The organism is Serratia sp. (in: enterobacteria) (assembly GCF_051654945.1).
Classification (GTDB): Bacteria; Pseudomonadota; Gammaproteobacteria; order Enterobacterales; family Enterobacteriaceae; genus Chania.
The window spans coordinates 1-17,421 of sequence record NZ_JBOFZA010000012.1; the positions used below are offsets into that span (position 1 = coordinate 1).

Annotated in this window: 16 protein-coding genes and 1 pseudogene; 5 read left to right on the forward strand and 12 right to left on the reverse strand. The window is 48.6% G+C overall.

Going from position 1 to position 17,421, the window contains the following annotated elements:
- Positions 1-338: 338 nt before the first annotated feature.
- Positions 339-1,088, reverse strand: coding sequence for an SDR family NAD(P)-dependent oxidoreductase (locus ACRDCA_RS00105; protein ID WP_438687745.1), 750 nt, complete (start codon positions 1,086-1,088; stop codon positions 339-341).
- A gap of 327 nt (positions 1,089-1,415) precedes the next feature.
- Positions 1,416-1,616, reverse strand: coding sequence for a hypothetical protein (locus tag ACRDCA_RS00110; protein WP_438687746.1), 201 nt, complete (start codon positions 1,614-1,616; stop codon positions 1,416-1,418).
- Here ACRDCA_RS00110 and ACRDCA_RS00115 point away from each other — a divergent pair.
- A complete protein-coding gene (locus tag ACRDCA_RS00115; RefSeq protein WP_438687747.1) occupies positions 1,551-1,712 on the forward strand; it encodes an FxLYD domain-containing protein in 162 nt (53 codons plus the stop codon). The genes ACRDCA_RS00110 and ACRDCA_RS00115 overlap by 66 nt on opposite strands.
- 53 nt (positions 1,713-1,765) lie before the next feature.
- Here ACRDCA_RS00115 and ACRDCA_RS00120 read toward each other — a convergent pair whose 3' ends face one another.
- The 10 genes and pseudogenes from ACRDCA_RS00120 to ACRDCA_RS00165 form a co-directional block, all read right to left on the reverse strand.
- Positions 1,766-2,443, reverse strand: coding sequence for an N-6 DNA methylase (locus ACRDCA_RS00120; RefSeq protein WP_438687748.1), 678 nt, complete (start codon positions 2,441-2,443; stop codon positions 1,766-1,768).
- Between the two features lie 121 nt (positions 2,444-2,564).
- Positions 2,565-3,488 (reverse strand): DUF1281 domain-containing protein, encoded by a 924-nt coding sequence (locus tag ACRDCA_RS00125; RefSeq protein WP_438687749.1) that lies wholly within the window; start codon positions 3,486-3,488, stop codon positions 2,565-2,567.
- 122 nt (positions 3,489-3,610) lie between these two features.
- The gene (locus ACRDCA_RS00130) at positions 3,611-3,880 is read right to left on the reverse strand and encodes a TA system toxin CbtA family protein (RefSeq protein WP_438687750.1); all 270 of its coding nucleotides are present in this window, start codon (positions 3,878-3,880) and stop codon (positions 3,611-3,613) included.
- 19 nt (positions 3,881-3,899) lie between these two features.
- Positions 3,900-4,079: pseudogene (locus ACRDCA_RS00135) on the reverse strand (ArdC-like ssDNA-binding domain-containing protein); the annotation flags it as partial.
- Between the two features lie 73 nt (positions 4,080-4,152).
- A complete protein-coding gene (locus ACRDCA_RS00140; RefSeq protein WP_438687751.1) occupies positions 4,153-4,515 on the reverse strand; it encodes a hypothetical protein in 363 nt (120 codons plus the stop codon).
- A gap of 16 nt (positions 4,516-4,531) precedes the next feature.
- A complete protein-coding gene (locus tag ACRDCA_RS00145; RefSeq protein WP_438687752.1) occupies positions 4,532-4,756 on the reverse strand; it encodes a DUF3085 domain-containing protein in 225 nt (74 codons plus the stop codon).
- 88 nt (positions 4,757-4,844) lie between these two features.
- The gene (locus ACRDCA_RS00150) at positions 4,845-5,330 is read right to left on the reverse strand and encodes a hypothetical protein (protein WP_438687753.1); all 486 of its coding nucleotides are present in this window, start codon (positions 5,328-5,330) and stop codon (positions 4,845-4,847) included.
- A 73-nt stretch (positions 5,331-5,403) separates the two neighbouring features.
- Entirely contained in the window at positions 5,404-5,952 is a 549-nt protein-coding gene (locus ACRDCA_RS00155) for a hypothetical protein (protein ID WP_438687754.1), read from the reverse strand.
- Between the two features lie 89 nt (positions 5,953-6,041).
- Positions 6,042-6,362, reverse strand: a complete 321-nt coding sequence (locus ACRDCA_RS00160; RefSeq protein ID WP_438687755.1) for a hypothetical protein — start codon at positions 6,360-6,362, stop codon at positions 6,042-6,044.
- Between the two features lie 535 nt (positions 6,363-6,897).
- Complete coding sequence (locus tag ACRDCA_RS00165; protein ID WP_438687756.1) at positions 6,898-7,797, reverse strand: integrase domain-containing protein; 900 nt, start codon at positions 7,795-7,797, stop codon at positions 6,898-6,900.
- Positions 7,798-8,863: 1,066 nt separating this feature from the next.
- Here ACRDCA_RS00165 and dptF point away from each other — a divergent pair.
- From dptF to ACRDCA_RS00185, 4 genes are read left to right on the forward strand one after another with little or no spacing between them, the layout of a single operon-like run.
- A complete protein-coding gene (dptF, locus tag ACRDCA_RS00170; RefSeq protein WP_438687757.1) occupies positions 8,864-10,513 on the forward strand; it encodes a DNA phosphorothioation-dependent restriction protein DptF in 1,650 nt (549 codons plus the stop codon).
- Between the two features lie 5 nt (positions 10,514-10,518).
- Positions 10,519-11,841, forward strand: a complete 1,323-nt coding sequence (gene dptG / locus ACRDCA_RS00175) for a DNA phosphorothioation-dependent restriction protein DptG (RefSeq protein ID WP_438687758.1) — start codon at positions 10,519-10,521, stop codon at positions 11,839-11,841.
- Entirely contained in the window at positions 11,822-16,900 is a 5,079-nt protein-coding gene (gene dptH, locus ACRDCA_RS00180) for a DNA phosphorothioation-dependent restriction protein DptH (protein ID WP_438687759.1), read from the forward strand. Before dptG ends, dptH begins: the two co-directional genes overlap by 20 nt.
- Positions 16,897-17,421: a hypothetical protein gene (locus ACRDCA_RS00185; protein WP_438687760.1), complete on the forward strand. Its 525-nt coding sequence runs from the start codon at positions 16,897-16,899 to the stop codon at positions 17,419-17,421. The genes dptH and ACRDCA_RS00185 overlap by 4 nt, the downstream gene beginning before the upstream one ends.

Genomic DNA, 17,421 nt, shown 5'->3' on the forward strand with positions numbered 1-17,421 from the left:
TCCATACATTGTCGGAAATATCGTGGCGCCGGTGGGCTGCAATAGTCATGATACGCTGACCTTCTGATTAGAAGGTCCGATTATCAATGTAGAAGGTCCGATTATCAATGATTTTCAGCCTTATGACGACACTATCTAGTGAGTATCAGTCTCCTGCTCCACCGCTCCTGTGGAAAACCTTGCAGAAAACTGGAAGGTAGATCATCCCGACATCGATTTATCCTGCCTGAATCCAGGCTATGAGTGAGATATCGAAAACGAGTGAACATGGACTCCAAAACCGCTTGTTGCTGTAAAGTCCACCCTATATGGCGGACTTTACAGCATCAGACATCGTTCTAACCAACCGAGTACCCACCATCAACCGTAATGATTTGTCCTATAATGGACCGGGCTGCATCAGAGGCGAGGAATAAAGCCGTGGCAGCAATCTCCCCAGTTGTGGCTGTACGCCCGGTAGGCATTCTACTAAGAAATTCGGCTTTCGCTTCTTCATTCCGGCCAACAAAGCGGTCAAACATATCAGTCTCTACGGGGCCAGGTGCAATTGCATTAACCCTGATGCCTTTAGCTGCGACCTCAAGTGCTACGGAGCGCGTAAGCCCATTGACTGCATGTTTACTGGCAGCATATACGCTTCCTCCTGGGATCCCAACCAATCCGGCTTGCGAAGATATATTGATTAAGCTACCGGTCCCCTGCTTGCTCATAACAGGCAAAGCATGCTTCATCACAAGCTGTGTCCCCAGGACGTTAGTATCAAATACCCGGTGAAAGTCTTCAACGGTAGTCTGATCATGTGGTGCGGGCAGGCCCTCTGTTCCTGCACTGTTAATTAACGTGTCAATTTTACCGTACATTTGACAGGCCTTTTCTATCAAAGCGGCGACTTGTTCTTCGAGCACAACATCAGCGAGCACAAAGTGGCTTTGAGAGTTAATACTCCTCAACTCTTCTTGTAGCTCTGCGCCACGCTTGGTTTTTCTGCCGGAAAATATTACGTTATAACCGTTATTCGCAAACTGACGGCAACACTCTTCGCCAATCCCGGAAAGCGCACCTGTTATTACAACTACTTTCGCTGACATTAGAAAATCCTCAAGATGGGTTGTAAATACCTGACTGTAGCGAATCGCTACTCATACCATGATTGAAAAAATGCGATTTTAAAGACCACACACTCTTAATTATAAAAGGCAACTGAGGGAAATCAGCTCTTTCATAAGTGACCAGACCAGCCGATGACGGTAGTCTGTTCAGGCATATCAGAATAAGACATCAGCAGCACTCCATAAAACCCAGACCGGCGCTATGCTGCACAGATCAGAACGATACGCACCACAGTAAATCTTTTCCTGAAGAAAAGATTTACTGTAACCAGGCGGATCCCGTTAGCTATCCTGTGCGCTGCGTTTTCAGGTTCTGCCCTGGCGGGAAGCATTAGCAAAGATGTTGAGCTTACTGGTATCAAATTCGCTGACACGGCAAATGGACTGAAAAACATCACAGGAACCGGCACCAACAAGACTGACCACGAAATTAAAATGGTCATGATTAAGTTCAATCTGCTTCAGAATGGACAAATCATTGGCCAGACGGTGGATATGGCCAATCATGTTGAACCTGGTCAATCCTGGAACATATCAGCGCCATACAACAGCATTGAACTCAAGCCCGACAGCTTTCGAGTAACAGAAGTATCAGTACATTAACGGTAAAAAAAGCCGGCGATAAGCCGGCATTAGTTAATTCAATCTCTCACTCATCAGGCAACCTGATCCCCCCGCAAGCGTGATGGCCAGTTCCCCAAATAGTGACCGGGCGTATAGAGTATTCGGCGCCGCTCGTTATGAAGCGAATTGCCAATCACCACTTCTCCTGCTATGCCACAGAGCGACAATTGTATATAGGCCATGCCGGCCGCCAGCGGATCGACGTCCGTAGCAGATACCCACATGTGGCGGTGTGACAGATAGCCAGCCTGGTTAAGCACATCGGCGTAGGCCAGGACCATACAGCCGGCACCGCATGCCGGTTCGCCAAGTCTAATGAAGGGTTTCTCCTTGAAAATGGCGTCGACATCTCCCAGTGAAATCTGCGCCATCATCCTGCTGATGTCCCACGGCGTGAAAAACTGACCACGGTACTTGTCACCCAGCTCCAGTTGCATGAAAACCGTCCCTAGGAAGTCAGTGAACCTGGTCATCATGCTTACCGATACCAGGGCCAGCAGTTGCGTTATGCGCGAGAGATCCGCTTTCTCATAGCCTTTGATGATCTGCAGGTACTTGTCCTCACGTTTTTGGTTGAAGCAAAGGCGGTTCTCCAGCGCGATGACACTACAGCTGACAAAATCCTCAAACACCTTGGTGCGCCGGTGGTAGCGCGCCGTCTCGTTGAAAAGTGATATGAAGGCTTTTTCATGGTTAATAAACCCGGACATACGTGTTCTCCGAAAAAAGGGAACACGTATCCCTGTCGGGAAACAATGTTCCCCGAAGGATGAAAAAAGACCACCGGAATAACCGGTGGCCATCGTTTAACTACTGTGCCGCTGCTGGCGCTTAACCCGCTGCAGCATGGGGTGGTAACGGTACTGAATCCTTGTCGGCGTAGGTCAGGTGGATCACTTCACCGGCATCAACCTCAGCCGCTATTCGTCCACCGTCGACATGCTCACCGCGGTCATAGCGATCGTAGCCGCTACGTTCCGCATCAGGCATATACCAGGTATGTTCCACCTGGCAACTGAACTGCTCCGACACTGTCCCAATAACCTCGCCGGCTGGCGGGTACCACGGGGAATCAAAGTGCACTGTCAACGTGTTGATGCCATCCCGTACGCAGCCGACATTATGGCCGGCCGGCCATTCGACGCCGTACTGTCGACCATAGAGCTCGACAGTGGTCGGTACATCACGCAGTAGACCGCCTGAACCATTCAGTTCGGTCGCCAGACGCGTCGGGATCAGCATCAGCATATCGCACGGTGCGGTATACTCAGGCATCATACCCAAACGTTCCCAGCAGACGCCGGCATCGATGTCAGGGCTAACCCCCACCAGGCCGAACCAGTCCGCATACTGGCGAGACAGCACATCTGCCATACGCTCCTTCGCGACGTTGGGGATGCTCTCCCATTTCACCGCATCAATACCCGACTGGCGATAGAGACGCTCAATCAGGCGGATGTTCTCGCCCGTTAACGGCACATCAGCCTTCAGTAACCCGAACCAGTGTTCAAAGGCCATATTTTGAGGCGATGCAATCCCCGGAGACGTTAAAAGTGCCGGGTAAGGTACGTAAATACCGGGTTTTGTCGTTGCCGGTTTCAGTATGCCAGCACTGCCCGCCAGGAACATCCTGCAGCTTTGCTGGATAGCATGGCGGTAGTCGGGAACGACATGACCATTCACCCATTGCTGAAGTTCATCCACAAAAACGGATTGGCCCGTGATCACTAAACGGTTTTTGCACCAGTTCGACATGGTTGTTCTCCTCTTCTTACACGAAAAAGAGGGAGCTTTCCCCATCGGGGGAAAGTCTCCCCCGATGGGTTGGCGGTTACATCATCATGGTCAGGACAGTGCTGCCATCCTGCCGAGATTGGTCATGGTTGTTGTTCGATTTCATCGACCGCGCCCCGTTCCTCAAACGGGCGAAGATACGGCGATGATGGGGTAAAGGGATTGGCATCGAGGCGCACCAGACGGTATTTATCCACCAGGTGATTAATCGCCTCAAACGGCCGCACACCACTCTCCTGTAAAGCCATCACGCAATCGGCCTCACACAGATCGGTATCGTTTAACGTCAGACCAAAGTATTTGGCCAATAACCTGCCGGCAAGGATTTGCCAGTCACGTTGTTCAATCGTCATATCTCGACTCCTCATGCCGCCCGTTCTGCGGCATGACCGACCCGGTATAAACCCGGTTCCGGTCAGTTCGCCAGGGTTTGCGCCAGGGTAAGGTGCCACGCTCAATGGCACCGATGATGTTGTCCGTGACCTGTTGGTATAGATCAGGTCGTTCCTGGCGGGCTTTTGCCGGCCGGCGTGATGATGATGTTTTCTTCATGGAATGCTCCTCGTGAAAAAGACGCATTCCTCCCCTGGCGGCGAAGAATACGCCCCAGGGGACAGAAAAGTGGTTAGAAAGCGGGGTAACGCAGCGCCCCTTTCGGGTTGACTGTGTCAACACGCTGCTTCAGCCTTTCGAACATGGCCTGGTAATCGTCTCGATCGGCAGGCTTTGCCCGCTTGCAATCGGTATGACAGGCTGTGGCCAGCAGGTTGATGGCCCGCTCACGCCAGTGTTTAAACTCATCCTGGCTGACGCAAACCGAGTAATGCACTTCGGCCAGCTGCAGCATGCGCGCGGTCACCCGGCGGTAGTCGGCGACACACACCCAGTTAACCGTGGCAACGTGCATATAGACCGTTTCGGGTAACAGGTGGATCCAGAGCTCATGGCCTTGCGACAGTATTCGCTCGATACAACTGTCGTTCAGCATCAGCTCCTCGCTAAAGTCATCCCCCCCCGACAAGCTGCCGCGACGTCTCGTACCAGGCTTCATCCTTTTCGGGATGGCAACCGTCGGCATACGCCAGGTGTTTAATACGCCCGGTGGCGTTTCGCTCACCCACGGCCGGCATCAGATAGACACCGTCGTCTTTGGCCAGCATCAGCGCACACTGATTCGTGCGGATTTCAGCGACAACGGCGCGCAGTTCTGCAGGGTTAAAATGCAACATGGTAAGTCTCCTGTGTACTGGAGACGGACTTCCCCGAGAGGGAAAGCCCCTCCAGGGAAAATGAAACGTTATGGCCAGTGTGGTGGTGTTACCACGAAGCCCGGAAGTAAAGGTGGTCTCGACTGAAATCAAAACCGGCAAGAACATTGTTAACGTACTCCTTCAGTAAATCGACCTGCGTCCAGTAAATACTGCCGTAGTCACGAGATTCAGAAGGAAACGCCTCATGGCAGTTCGCTTCATTAAGCCGTGACAGACACATATTCAGCATCTGCATGTCGTTGCGGTCGAACGCCATCAGCTCGCCGCTTTTGACGTCCCCGACACTGTTGGCCACCCAATGCATCAACGCAGTAAACCCGCGGAAATGACAGGTGTAGACCAGCACCGGAGGATGGTAGTGGTTACTCGTTTTATGGTTGTATATTCGCGGCGCCTGCGCACAATCACCGCCGTCCTCCAGCCACGCTGGTGAACACGGCACCCAGTCGCCGACGGGTGTCCAGTCGTCGTTTACCGGCAACATCGGATAGTCAGCCTTACGCTGACGGAAAAAGTTGATATCAAGCCCCATGGGTCACTCCTCTCGGTAAACGGACAGGAACTCCCCTGCAGGGAGGCCCTGCCGGGTAAAATACGCGCCTTAATCAGGCGACGCGTTGAGTCAACTTTCTGCGTTGGGACAACACCTCATCCATCCACTTGATAACGCGCCAGTGGTACGGAATCTCGGCATTGCACAAACTGTCTCGATACCGTTCAAGGTGCAAACAGATAGAGCTATCCCTCATCGCCGCAGCGTCAACATCTCCTGGCGCGGAAAGCGCCGGACGTTGCAGATGATGGCGTAGCCATATCAGCGGTTGCTCCCAGCCTGATTGGTTGGACAGCGACCGTTCAATACGCACGCATCCAGGGCACAGGTTGTGTATAAGGATAAGTACCAGGCGATTAAAGAAGTCCGACTCATCGTCTCCGGAGACAACCTTCTGTACGGGTAGATTGTCGGCCGGCCATGACGACAGACGTATACTCGGACCTACAAACGCGCCGCCGGCAAACAACTGCCCCGTCGCATCAATACCTGCAGGTCTGGCGGATGCCGGCAACAGCCAGAACATCTCGGTTACCGCCAGGGTAAAATCAATCCACGCGTCCTGGGGCGGCGGTGCGTCAAAATACACGGTAGTGCTCACGATAAATCCTCCACAAAAAGAAAAGCGGGATTTATCCCCATAACGGGTGTAAATCCCCGTCAGGGTATTAAGTGGGTAAACCGACCGCTCTAAAAGCGGTAACGCAGTCTGGCCAAATGCTCAGCATGTTGGCTAGCGAGTCGGTAAGCTTTTCTGCGCTCGGTATGTTTGCAAGACAGCACAACATGGGTGCTTGCGTAGGTATATTCGCCTTTGTACCAACCTTTGCGCAGCGTCAGTAACGCGCTGACCGAACCATTATCACTGCAGATAACATGCGCGCGAACGGCAAAATTACCGGAAGCATTGACGAACCAGTCGGTATGAAGAGGTATTCGCTGAACGGCCGATTTGACACGTTGCAGGATTGAGAAAAATTCAGGTACAACCGAAAAGGTAAAAACAGACATGGTGTTTCTCCTGTAAAAAAAGGGAAACACCGCTCCCAGGGGAAAAGTATTTCCCCGGGGGATCAGATTGCAGCAACCGCAGTCGTTATGACATCGGTCAATACCTTCATCACCGTTAAGTGATCCCTGTTCTCAAAGGTTAAACAGGGTTACCGCCACTGGGGCTTCCTCTTTCAGGCTACAAGGATATTCGCAGTCGCCCGAAGGCGTTTCTCACAGACTGCTGAAACTTTGGCTGGCACTCACCCGAAGGCGCTTCTCACAGAGTGCTGAAGCATTAGCTGGTTGTCCGAAGACAACGAGTAAGCATGTTTATTTTCCGAGCAAACCGCTGATCTGTCAAGAGGCCATGCGCCCCTGGTTTTGGAATAATATGTCCTGTTATCCTAATAACGTAACGTCTCAGTACCATTATGATTTTGAGGTTGCAGCCCTGTGAGAGCTGCGACCGTTATGTACGAACCATCATATTCACGTATACAGTTGAGAAAATTTTAAATTAATAAAACCCCGCACACTAAATGCAATTAATCCGTTACTCCACATCACTTTTGAAATAGACTTGCTTAATATAACGACCTCGGCCATCACCATGGCCCAAATCCATCGATACCAATGCCTCCGCTTCTACACGACTCATTCCATTCTTAACATGATGAGTCACCGCATCGCGTGAATACGCATAACGCAAACTATGCGGAGCATCTTTTCCTGTCATTCCAGCTTCACGAACAACATTTCGATAACGTTCTATTGCTGTATGTAATGAAGGTTTATCAATCAATTTCCCATTATGCTCATCACAATACTTTATTGCTGCTTCTAGAATAGATAAAACTTTATCACGATTAAAAATAGTTGTATCTCGAGGGCGACCGCCTTTCGTACCAAAAACAACTCGTACACGCTCGTCGCCATTAATTAAAGCCTGCCGCCATGTTTTTAATGACTTTGCTGACTGAACAGTTTCTTCCGTTCGCAACCCTAAATAGCGAGATAACTGAACCCCCAATGCTACCCCTGCATCTTTTTTGAAGGTGTGATTGATGACAGCAGTTAACTTTTCATCCGATATAGGTGCTTTTGTTCCATCACGATTAGCACCTGAAATCCCGAGAGCCTGGTTGCTCAATTTCTCATGATTGGGATCAGCAAGCTTATTCCGACCCGCAGCTGACATGATTGAACGCACTGCTGCCATCTCGTTTTGCAATGTGCGAAGCGATATATTTTCAGCCTGCCGGCTATGAATGTACTTTTCGATATGGGCCGTTTTAATGTGTTTTACATCCCGAATTTGAATATTTAACTTTGCCAGACGCTCAGAAAAACGGTCTGCAATTCTGGAACGGTCAGCAACGGTTTTAAAACTCCCTCGTCCCTGACGAGCTAGCGTGACAAGTTGTTTTCCCAGCTGTTTACCGAATCTGGACATCTTAACATCTCCAATGGGATACACGTCCTTCTGCTTTAAAAGAAGCAGACGGATCTGTACCTCAGTAATTTCAACCCCGACGACACGGTTGCTTTTGCGCTTCCTGCGTCTCGACTGGTATCTGTGCATCGGGGCGGCGAAATGTTGAGTTCTTGCGGGGCACCCCAGATCTCTGATCCGTTTGCTGCTAATGCAGAGCTGACTTTCGTCAAGCTGCCTCCAACACTACTGTTCGTAGTGTCGCCATCGATACCGAGTCGATTTCCTCCTTTTAGATAGTGAAACGTTCAAAACGGTGTTTTCCGTCGTAATTACGTTGAAGTGAATGAGTGTTTAAAACCGTACTGACACAGACTACATGTTGGTCAGATGGTAGTTAAACGTTGAAAGCCACGTCGTACGTGGGTTGAGACGTTATGCGCTACGCGCGTCACTTGGTAGTGTCTTCGCCACTTCACAAGTGACGCGCGCACCTCTGCTCCTAATGAGACTCACGTAAGCGGCCAAATGTACCAAATGGCCTTATACGTGCGTTCAAAAGTCGCATCGTCAGCAAAACGTCGTAAAAGATAAAAGAATCAAAATGTTGAAGCGTAAAGCCTCGCCTTGGCGAGCTTTATAGCTGAAAGACGTAATACATACGTTATTGGTGAAAAGAACCGTACCAAGACTGGCTCGGTTGAGTCGTAAATAAACCTTCATCACTGTCGTGATCTCCGTTCTCAAAGGGTAAACGGAGGTACCGCCACATGGGCATCCTCTTCCAGGCTACGAGGATATTGTGACCACCCGAAGGCGTTTCTCACAGGTCACATGAAACATTGGATGGCACTCACCCGAAGGCGCCTCTCACAGAGTGCTGAGACATTGGATGGTCGTCCGAGGACGACAGTACAACATTGATAGGTTAAGCGATCCTACAGAATCCCGTCAATCACTTGGCTTGATCTTGTTCGCCAGTCAACAATGTTGAAATTGCTCGCAATGAATGTGTCAAAGAGCCTATAGATATAAGTGGGTAGCTTTTATAGAATAGGTGTATTCCCACTTTAGAGAACATGAAGTTATGAGCGCAATCACATTACGTAAAGCGTTGGGTGTACTTGCGAAGTCATCTTCGTTTTCCGTCACCACCGTGACACACCGCCAGAAGGATGAGCTCGATCAGTTGAAGGAACAACTCTTTGTTAAACAAGAGATTGAAACTGAACTACAACGTTATTTAGATGTTGCTAAGCCTGGGGAAATCATTTTTTTGTGCGGTAGTAGCGGAGATGGGAAGTCCGAAATTTTAACCCGTTGCCAATCAGATCCGCGTTATCAGCGGCGATTTAGTTTCCATCTGGATGCCACACATAGCTTTGCCCCACGGCAATCAGCCATTGATGCGTTGAATAATATATTTGCTAACCATCATCATCAATCATCCCCACTTCTCATCGGCATCAACACCGGAATGCTCGCCAATTTTGCCAGAGAAGGCGCGGAATGCCATCAGGTGATCCGATCGGCGATTGACTCATTTTTATCGGCGCAGAAGGATACAAGCCGTCCTTACCGTAATGAAAATTGTTCTTTTTTTGATTTCGAACATTACCCTAAATTCCAGTTTGACGAAAATAAAAAATACTCATCATTTATTAAAAGCTTATTTGATAATTTAACTCGTGATGATGATAATAATTTATTTCAGTTTATTTTTCGACATGATGAATTAGTTAGCCCAGATCTGAAAGAAGTCGCAAACTTTAAATTACTTTGCATACCTGGCGTGCAGAATGTATTAATTACACAACTCTTTAAAGCGCGATTAATTAAAGACCAGTTCGTAACTACCAGAACACTGCTGGATTTTTTGCATCATCTGCTTATGGGGCCTGGCTACTTATTTGATAACCTCTTTACCGGTGCAGAAAATGATCTGATTAAAAAAGTTTCCGATTTTGATCCTGCCAGATTGCACACCTATGAACTTGATCAGTTTATTTTGCGCTATGAACTGGGACTGGTTGACACTGATCTCGATGATTTTTTAGCCGCACTTGAGCCGTTGCACATTAAATTTGATCGCCAGTGTGTTAAGCCTGGTGACGCAACCTCGTTGATCCGGCTTTTCTGGCTGTTGCAGCACGAGTCGTTGGGTAATGATTATCATCGGAGATTTTCCGCGTACTTCAACGAATCGCTGTTTGAACGTTACTCCGAAATCTGGCACTTGCATAGGAATTACACAGCAGATCCGGAGCAAAAAAAGTCACTGAATCGCTTCTATGCTTTTGAGCTTATTGCGGGTATCCAGCGCTATGCAAACCGCAAAGCGCCTGAATTAAGTATGCAAAAAGAAGAGTTCTTTTTGGGGGAGTTTGGTGGGGTCAAAATAACCGCGCCGGTGGAGGTGAAGCCTGACTGGAACGCCATCCGCAATAAACATACGGCCCATCCAACTGGCTTCGATGTCTATTTAAAAGTGGGACAAAATCCACTGCCACATATCCATATCGGACTTAATTTGTTTGAACTATTGGATAAGCTGAATAATGGCTATCGTCCGAATAAATACGATAAAAACGCCATCGTGTTACTGGATGAAATTGTTGAGTTGATTGCGGAGCAGGCTAAATCCAGCAGCGAAATCAAATTTTATGATGGTGGACAACGGGTTTATCGTGCAAAGGCGGATGACGATATGATCACTATTAGCGGTATGGAGGGTTAGCAGAAATGTACCCTATCGCAACCGAGTTAAAAGTGGGTAACAATCAACTGGATAGTTACCTACCAGTACGCAATAAAAACAATGATGTTAGTTGGCAATTTGTCACCGGTCTGGTCCTTAGCTACGCCCTGAAACGTAAAATCGAATCCTACGATTCTGATCAATTCCGTGAGGATTGTAAAACACATATGCAGGAGCTGCTTGATGAGCCTGCATTCTGGTTAGTGCTGGAAAGGATGTACTTTTCCAGTCAGGATATTTTCCGTGTCTCCCCACTTTTTTTACTGTTTCACGCTCAATTTGTGGGTGAAAAAATAAGTGCGGGTTCAACGGCAGATAAACGTCTTGGTACGCTGTTTGCCAATTTGATGGGTGATTTCAGCCTTCGTTACCCCATACAGGACAGACTGAACTTCATTGAGCAGCAAATGCTGAATAAGCTCAATGAAAAAATAAAGCTGTTAGGGAAAGGACCATTTACCGAAGAGCAACCTTATCTTCCGTATATGGTCACGTGTTTTCAGTCCGATCTGGCGTTTCTGGCGGAACATCCACAGTACCTTTTACAGGAGTTGACCAACACCCTGCGTTTGTACGCTTTTAGCTGGTGTGCTCAATTGGCGCTCAATCTGGATAACTGGCAAGACGGCGAACCACAAAGCAAATCACTGTTTTTTATTCTAGATAGCGAAAAAGCCAGCTCCGAGCGAGAAAAGGTGAAGCGTTATGGCTATAAGTTGTTCGCCAGCCAGAGCGAAAAACTTTTCCCGGTGCTCTCTGCACTGGAGGTTTTGCAATGGGGAAAAGGACAGAAAAAGCGTCCGCTATGGCAGATTTATCAAGATACTCTGAATGACTCAGACTCATCTTCTCAGGTATTAAATGACCTTAACGATTATTTGCAGGACTTTATTTTGGATCGCGGCCTTCCGCTTCGTGACTGCGCAACAAACCTAGAAGGAGCCTTCAAACAGCTATTATCCGTTGCCGTTGAGCAGTTCCAGGGTAAAAAAACTGACCGTGCGACGGTAAATCGTAAATACGTTAATGAGCTGGAAAACCAGATTTGCACTGACTTCATTCAGGTGCGTGGCCGGGCAGGGAAAGTACTGGTGCTGAATCAGGATCGTCTGCTGTTACTGACCAATCTTACCGTGGGCAAAAATGACAAACTCCGCCTGCACGAACTGCTGCGTGGTTTTGAACAGCGCGGTTTTTATCTGGACAACCAGTCGGCGCAAACGCTGGTGGCGTTTTATGAACGCATGGGAAATGTAGAGCGAATGAGTGATAGTGGAGACGCCGTGTATGTCCGTAAAACAGTATGAAACCTATCTGGCGGAAACCTTTATTGAATGGGTTGGCGGCATCATCCAGCCGGGCGAGCGCTACCAGTTCAAATCTCCCGATCCCGATAATGCCTTAAAACTCTGGGAAGCATTCGTCTCTCTGGCGGACGGCAATCAGTTGGAAATTGCGCCAGGGCAACATATTGATTGCCTCCCCTGCAATGGTGTTCAGCTTATTCCTGTACTGCACGGTGCTGAGGCTCCGGCATTCACAGAAAACTATATTTCTCATCTGCGTGATGAAGTGGCCGGGCGCAGCGGCATTTTTGCCCAAACAGCGCTGCTGATTATTCACAACAGTATGCTTGATACCCTGATTAACAGCACGAAAGACGTGGCGGCATCGGATGCTATCTGGTACCCACAAACTTTCAGTCATCAACTGGAAAAGCTCATTACCACCGACAGTAACCGTTCCGAATTGTCCCGCTGTTTGCTGGAGGATCAACTGGCGACGGTATTGGATGAAGGCGCGACAGTATTTGGTTTCTCGTCACTGTATCGCTTGCTGGATGATGGCAATCTGGATTTCTCCGAGCTTCATCTGTTTAAAGATGATGAACTACTGAACTATAGCCAGAAACAGCTACGCACCCGACTGAATGAAAACCGGAAATTATATCGCCAGATAGAAGACTGTGTTGAACGCTACAGTGGGCAGCTGGAGAATGTGCTGCCTGAATTTAGTTCAAAATTCATTCAGGAGCATTTTTACGATAAAGATGACTGGCGTGAGCTCGATTTCTCCGACTATAGGAAAGAGAAAGAACAGAATAGTGAACAAAAGCTGGTGCTGGAGAACGTCTCCGTTGAAAATGGCGAGATTTGGCAACGGGCGAAAAGCGCTAGTAAGGCAGGCAAACGCGATATCAGTCTGCTGGTGCAGGTGCAGCCTGGGCAATCAAAGGCTGAGCTGGAGTTCAGCTTTCAGGGCAACGATCTTCAGGATAACCAGATAAAGATTGCCCATAATCGCCAGTTAAAGAATGTACCTTTCTGGCGCACCAGCCGGGCGGGCGGCAAGACTTCCCGCATTATGGCGTCGGTGCCTTTTGACGGGCATCCCTGCTTCTTTAGTCTCGAACTGACCAACCGCAATAATTCAGCCGAAGAGTATAAATTTCGCCTGTTGTTGGTCGAGCAAGGGCAATTCTGGCTAAACGATATTCAGCACTGCTACCGCGTTGAGCCAGGTAAAGATCAAATAACCCTGCAACTGGAAGATAACACGCTGCGTATTGCCGAGTCTGGCAACCTGATCTGTACGTTGGATGACGAGAGCGAAGACATCGACTGCCAGCATTATGCTCAGGTGAATTTTGAGACGCTGGCAAATCAAAGTGACTTGGTTCAGTTTGCGCTCGTTTCCGGTGATTCCCGTCTGTCGTTTAACATCGAGGGGCCGGGAGCAGAAGAAGGGCTAACGTTGCCGTTGCTTTTTGACCAAAGTCGTTTCAATAAGTTGTTCAAAGAAGAGGGCAATGCAACCTGGAACCGACTAAAAGGGCGCATCATACTCGATAATACTGAACACAAGGTCGTCGGTGTACGCCAGCAGTTGTTGATACTGGAAGCCTCATTAATTGAGCAACGTCTGCTGGGTACGGGAAGTGACGATAGCGAGTTTGCGCTGGATGAACTTCTTGCCAGCTATCCTGATCTCCATAACGCCTATGAGCAGTTATTTGCCTACTATCATCGTCGTAACACCCTGCCGAGTCTGGTGTCGTGGTCAGCGGAATATCGCACACTGGTCAGGTACATTGTTACTACGTTTGAACAGTCACTCCAGCAAATCGGCCTGAGTAGAGCGCTGACAGCGCAGGAGAAACGTCTTCTGCATCTTGGGATCTGCCGCAATGATAGCCATGAGCGTCTCTCACCACTGCACCCATTAGTGCTGGCCTACCATCTACAACTGGCAGAAACTATCGTTGCGGAGTCGGAACAGAACGATTCGGCTTCATTTGCCACACTACCGCCGATCACTCTTGATCGCTTGATGGTTTCCGGGTTAGTGCCGTTTGTTTACCACAGTGAGCATGAATACGCGCAACTACAGCCGGTGGAAGAAAACCGCCTCTGGATTGATGCGGTGCCCCAGCGGCAGGTCAGCCATGACTACGTTAAACGTCTGGTAAAAGACAAACTCAATGAGTTCACGGATGCTTACGCCCGGTTGTTCCAGAGTGCTGAAAACAGTGCGTTGATTATCAATGCCATTAATCAAGGGAACGCCAAAGAACTGTTTCTGGGATTAGTGGAATATTTTAAGCAGGAAAAAGAGCACGCTATTTCGGTGCATGTGAACTGCTACGATGAACGTTTACTACCCAATATGTTCGATCACTTTGCCGAAAGTGGTAGCTATGAGCAGCTTAAAAACGATCTCGATCTGAACAGCGGCGTATGGCGGGCGGAAGCCGATATGCTGATTGACCTGCTGCGTAGCCGGTTAACGTTCAGCAAGTTTGTCCTGCCGTCAGAAAGCGACAAGCTGGCCTATGCACACCTGGCATTTTTCACCAATACAGCACCGGTGGATTGCCGCCAGATCCGCATTGAAGATGCGTCCAGCGGGGTATTGTGCCATGGGTTGATCGCAGGGGAAGGTGCCGAAACGCAGGGGGATGCTTACTTTACCGCGTTTGGTCTGCGTGATGTGGATACTGAGTCCTATTGCGCCCTGCGTCTTGCCCGACTAATTGGCTGCCTGTGGCAACCCTCACGGCAAAGCAACAGCCAGTATCATGGACAAGGGATCGGACTGGCCGTGAGCGGCAATTTTAAACAGCTACTCAATTACTCCTACAATAGCGCGCTCTGGACCACCATCATTGATCCTAAAGTCACCCTCGACTTTTTCACCACTCAGAAAGATGTGGTGCTTATCCACTATTCTGACCAGTACACCAGTTGCGCAGGCTACGATGCCGTCACCGTCACGAAACAGGTTGATTTGTTCCTGCGGCTGCTCCAGACCGGAAGCCAGTCTGGGCAACCTGCTGTTGATAGTCAGCATTTGCTGGCTGAATTTAATGCCTTTAACGGCGAATGGCTGCTGAAAATGCTGCGTTCCAGTGAAAGGGAACGTAAAGAGAAGCACGGCATTATTGGCGCATACAAATTTGTGCAATCCATGCTGCACCAGTCCGATATTTGCTGGATTCCTCTATCGGTGGCCGAAATGATCCGCGTGTCCGGCAATGTCGGACTGAAAATGAAAGAGAGTGATTTATCGAGAAATTTACAGGGGTATCGTAAAGGTGCGATTTCTGATGATGTGCTCTTTGTTGGATTCAAAGAAAATCGCCTCTATCTGTTGCCGCTGGAAGTTAAAACCGGGGCGCGGCCTGACTACAGCTATGCAGGCCAACAGGCTCGTGAGCTAAAACGCTACTTACAGCAAGACATTCTGGAACCACTAACGCTGGCATCACAACTGTACCGGGCGCTTTTTATTCGCCAGGTGTTGATGCAGGTAGAGAAGCTGCGTCTGTACGGTGTGCTGGATAGCGACAAACTGGCTCCCTTGCTAGCGCGACGCGAATGGTGGTTAACGGGTGACTATCAGTTAGGTGAGTTGGCCGACTATCCGGACGGCTTCGTCGTGGCACATGTGGACAGCGCAACCTGTTTCGATCCCTCTTATAAAGAGACGGCGGAGAATATCTTACAGATCGAAATCCCTTATTCACTGTTGTCCTCGCTGATTGCTGCGCAGGGGGATGAACCACCGCTGGCGGAACGTCATCGGGTGCCGGAAAAATACCGGCTTAAGCCAGAGGGTGATGCCAGCTCATCTCAACCAGAACTTGTGGTAGAAGTCACAACGCCGACTACTGCACAACCCATTTTGGAACCGGAGTCGTTACAGACTGCTGCAGCGGTAGTTCCTGATTTCAGTGATACTCCATTACAGGTCCTGTTCGGTCATGATGCTGCGCGTCAGAGTCCATTGCATTGGGAGCCAACCAATACCGCGAAGTTCATGAATACCAATACCGGCATTATTGGAACAATGGGTACCGGGAAAACCCAGTTTACTAAATCGCTGGTTACACAACTGATGCGCAATCAGTCCTGCAACGTTGATGGGAAGCCGATTGGCTTGCTGATTTTCGACTATAAATCCGACTATGTGGATGAGGCTTTTCTTGATGCAACGGGTGCTAAAAAGTACAAGTTATTTAAGCTGCCTTACAACCCCTTATCTCTGTTTGGCGATACGCCAATGCTACCAATCCATACCGCTGGTGGACTATCGGAAACGATGGCGAAAGCCTATGGTTTGGGCCATAAGCAGCAGCTCAAATTAGAAAACCTGATTTTAGAATGTTACGAAGCGGCGGGAATTTCACCGGAAGATCCGACAACATGGTCAAGAACTGCGCCGACGATTGAAGATGTATGGCAGCGCTTCCTCGATCAGGAGAAGGTTGAAGAAGATTCGCTTTACGCAGCACTTTCTAAACTGGCGCGTTACAAGATATTCGAGACCATCCCGGAGAAGATGACCAGCTTGTACGAATTGATTGACGGTGTCACCGTGATTGAACTGGCTGGCTACCCGCCAGAGGTGCAAAACCTTGTGGTCGCACTTACGCTGGATCTTTTTTACGCGCAGATGCAAAAGCGCGGTAAACCAGTGGTACGAGGGGATTATCGTCAGCTCACCAAAATGATTCTGGTGGACGAAGCCGATAACTTTATGCGTCAGGATTTTTCCAGTCTGCGTAAGATCCTTAAAGAAGGCCGTGAGTATGGCGTTGGTGCGATCCTGTCAACGCAGGAGATCACTCACTTTAAGACCGGGGAAAATAATTATGCCTCCTATATTTTGACCTGGGTGATCCATCGTGTTTCTGAGATTAGGAATGCGGATATCAAGGCGGTATTTAACATCGATGATAAAGGTGAGCAGGAGTCTTTAATGGGGCAAATTCGTCAGCTGGAGAAGCATTTTAGCTTATATGTTGATGGGGATAAGCGGGTTAAGAAGATGCGGGATCGAGCGTTTTGGGAGTTAGATAAATGATTACTTGGAAAGGTTGCTGTGGGGTTAGCTGTCACCTAGGGAGAGTGACCCTAGAATTTATTATAACCTTATTTTTTTCAATATTACCTATTATAGTTGGTGCCATTATCGCTTCGTCTTGGTCAGAACCAAGTTTTGGCTCAGCATTTATATCAAATTTTAGATATGGTGAAGTTTTTCTTTATACTTCAGCTTTTTTGGTTCCTTATATACATAAGAAAGCATTAAGAGAGAAGAAGAATATTACAAGCATAGTTTCATTCGTATTGGCAGCTTATTCAATTTTTGCAGGGATCTATGTTTTTAGTTTTGTCAGGCTCGAAGATGTGCTGTCAAGGAAAATGAGTGTTAGCGCAGAAAATCTTGTATGGCTTGGGGTCTCAATCATACTTTCCACTATATTTGTCTGGTATTACAGTGTATGGCAGGATCATAGTAAGCGTATTGACCCAACTATGGAAGATCTGAGACAACGTAATGCACTGGCAAATGATATAAATGCGAAATTGAGTGGTAAATAA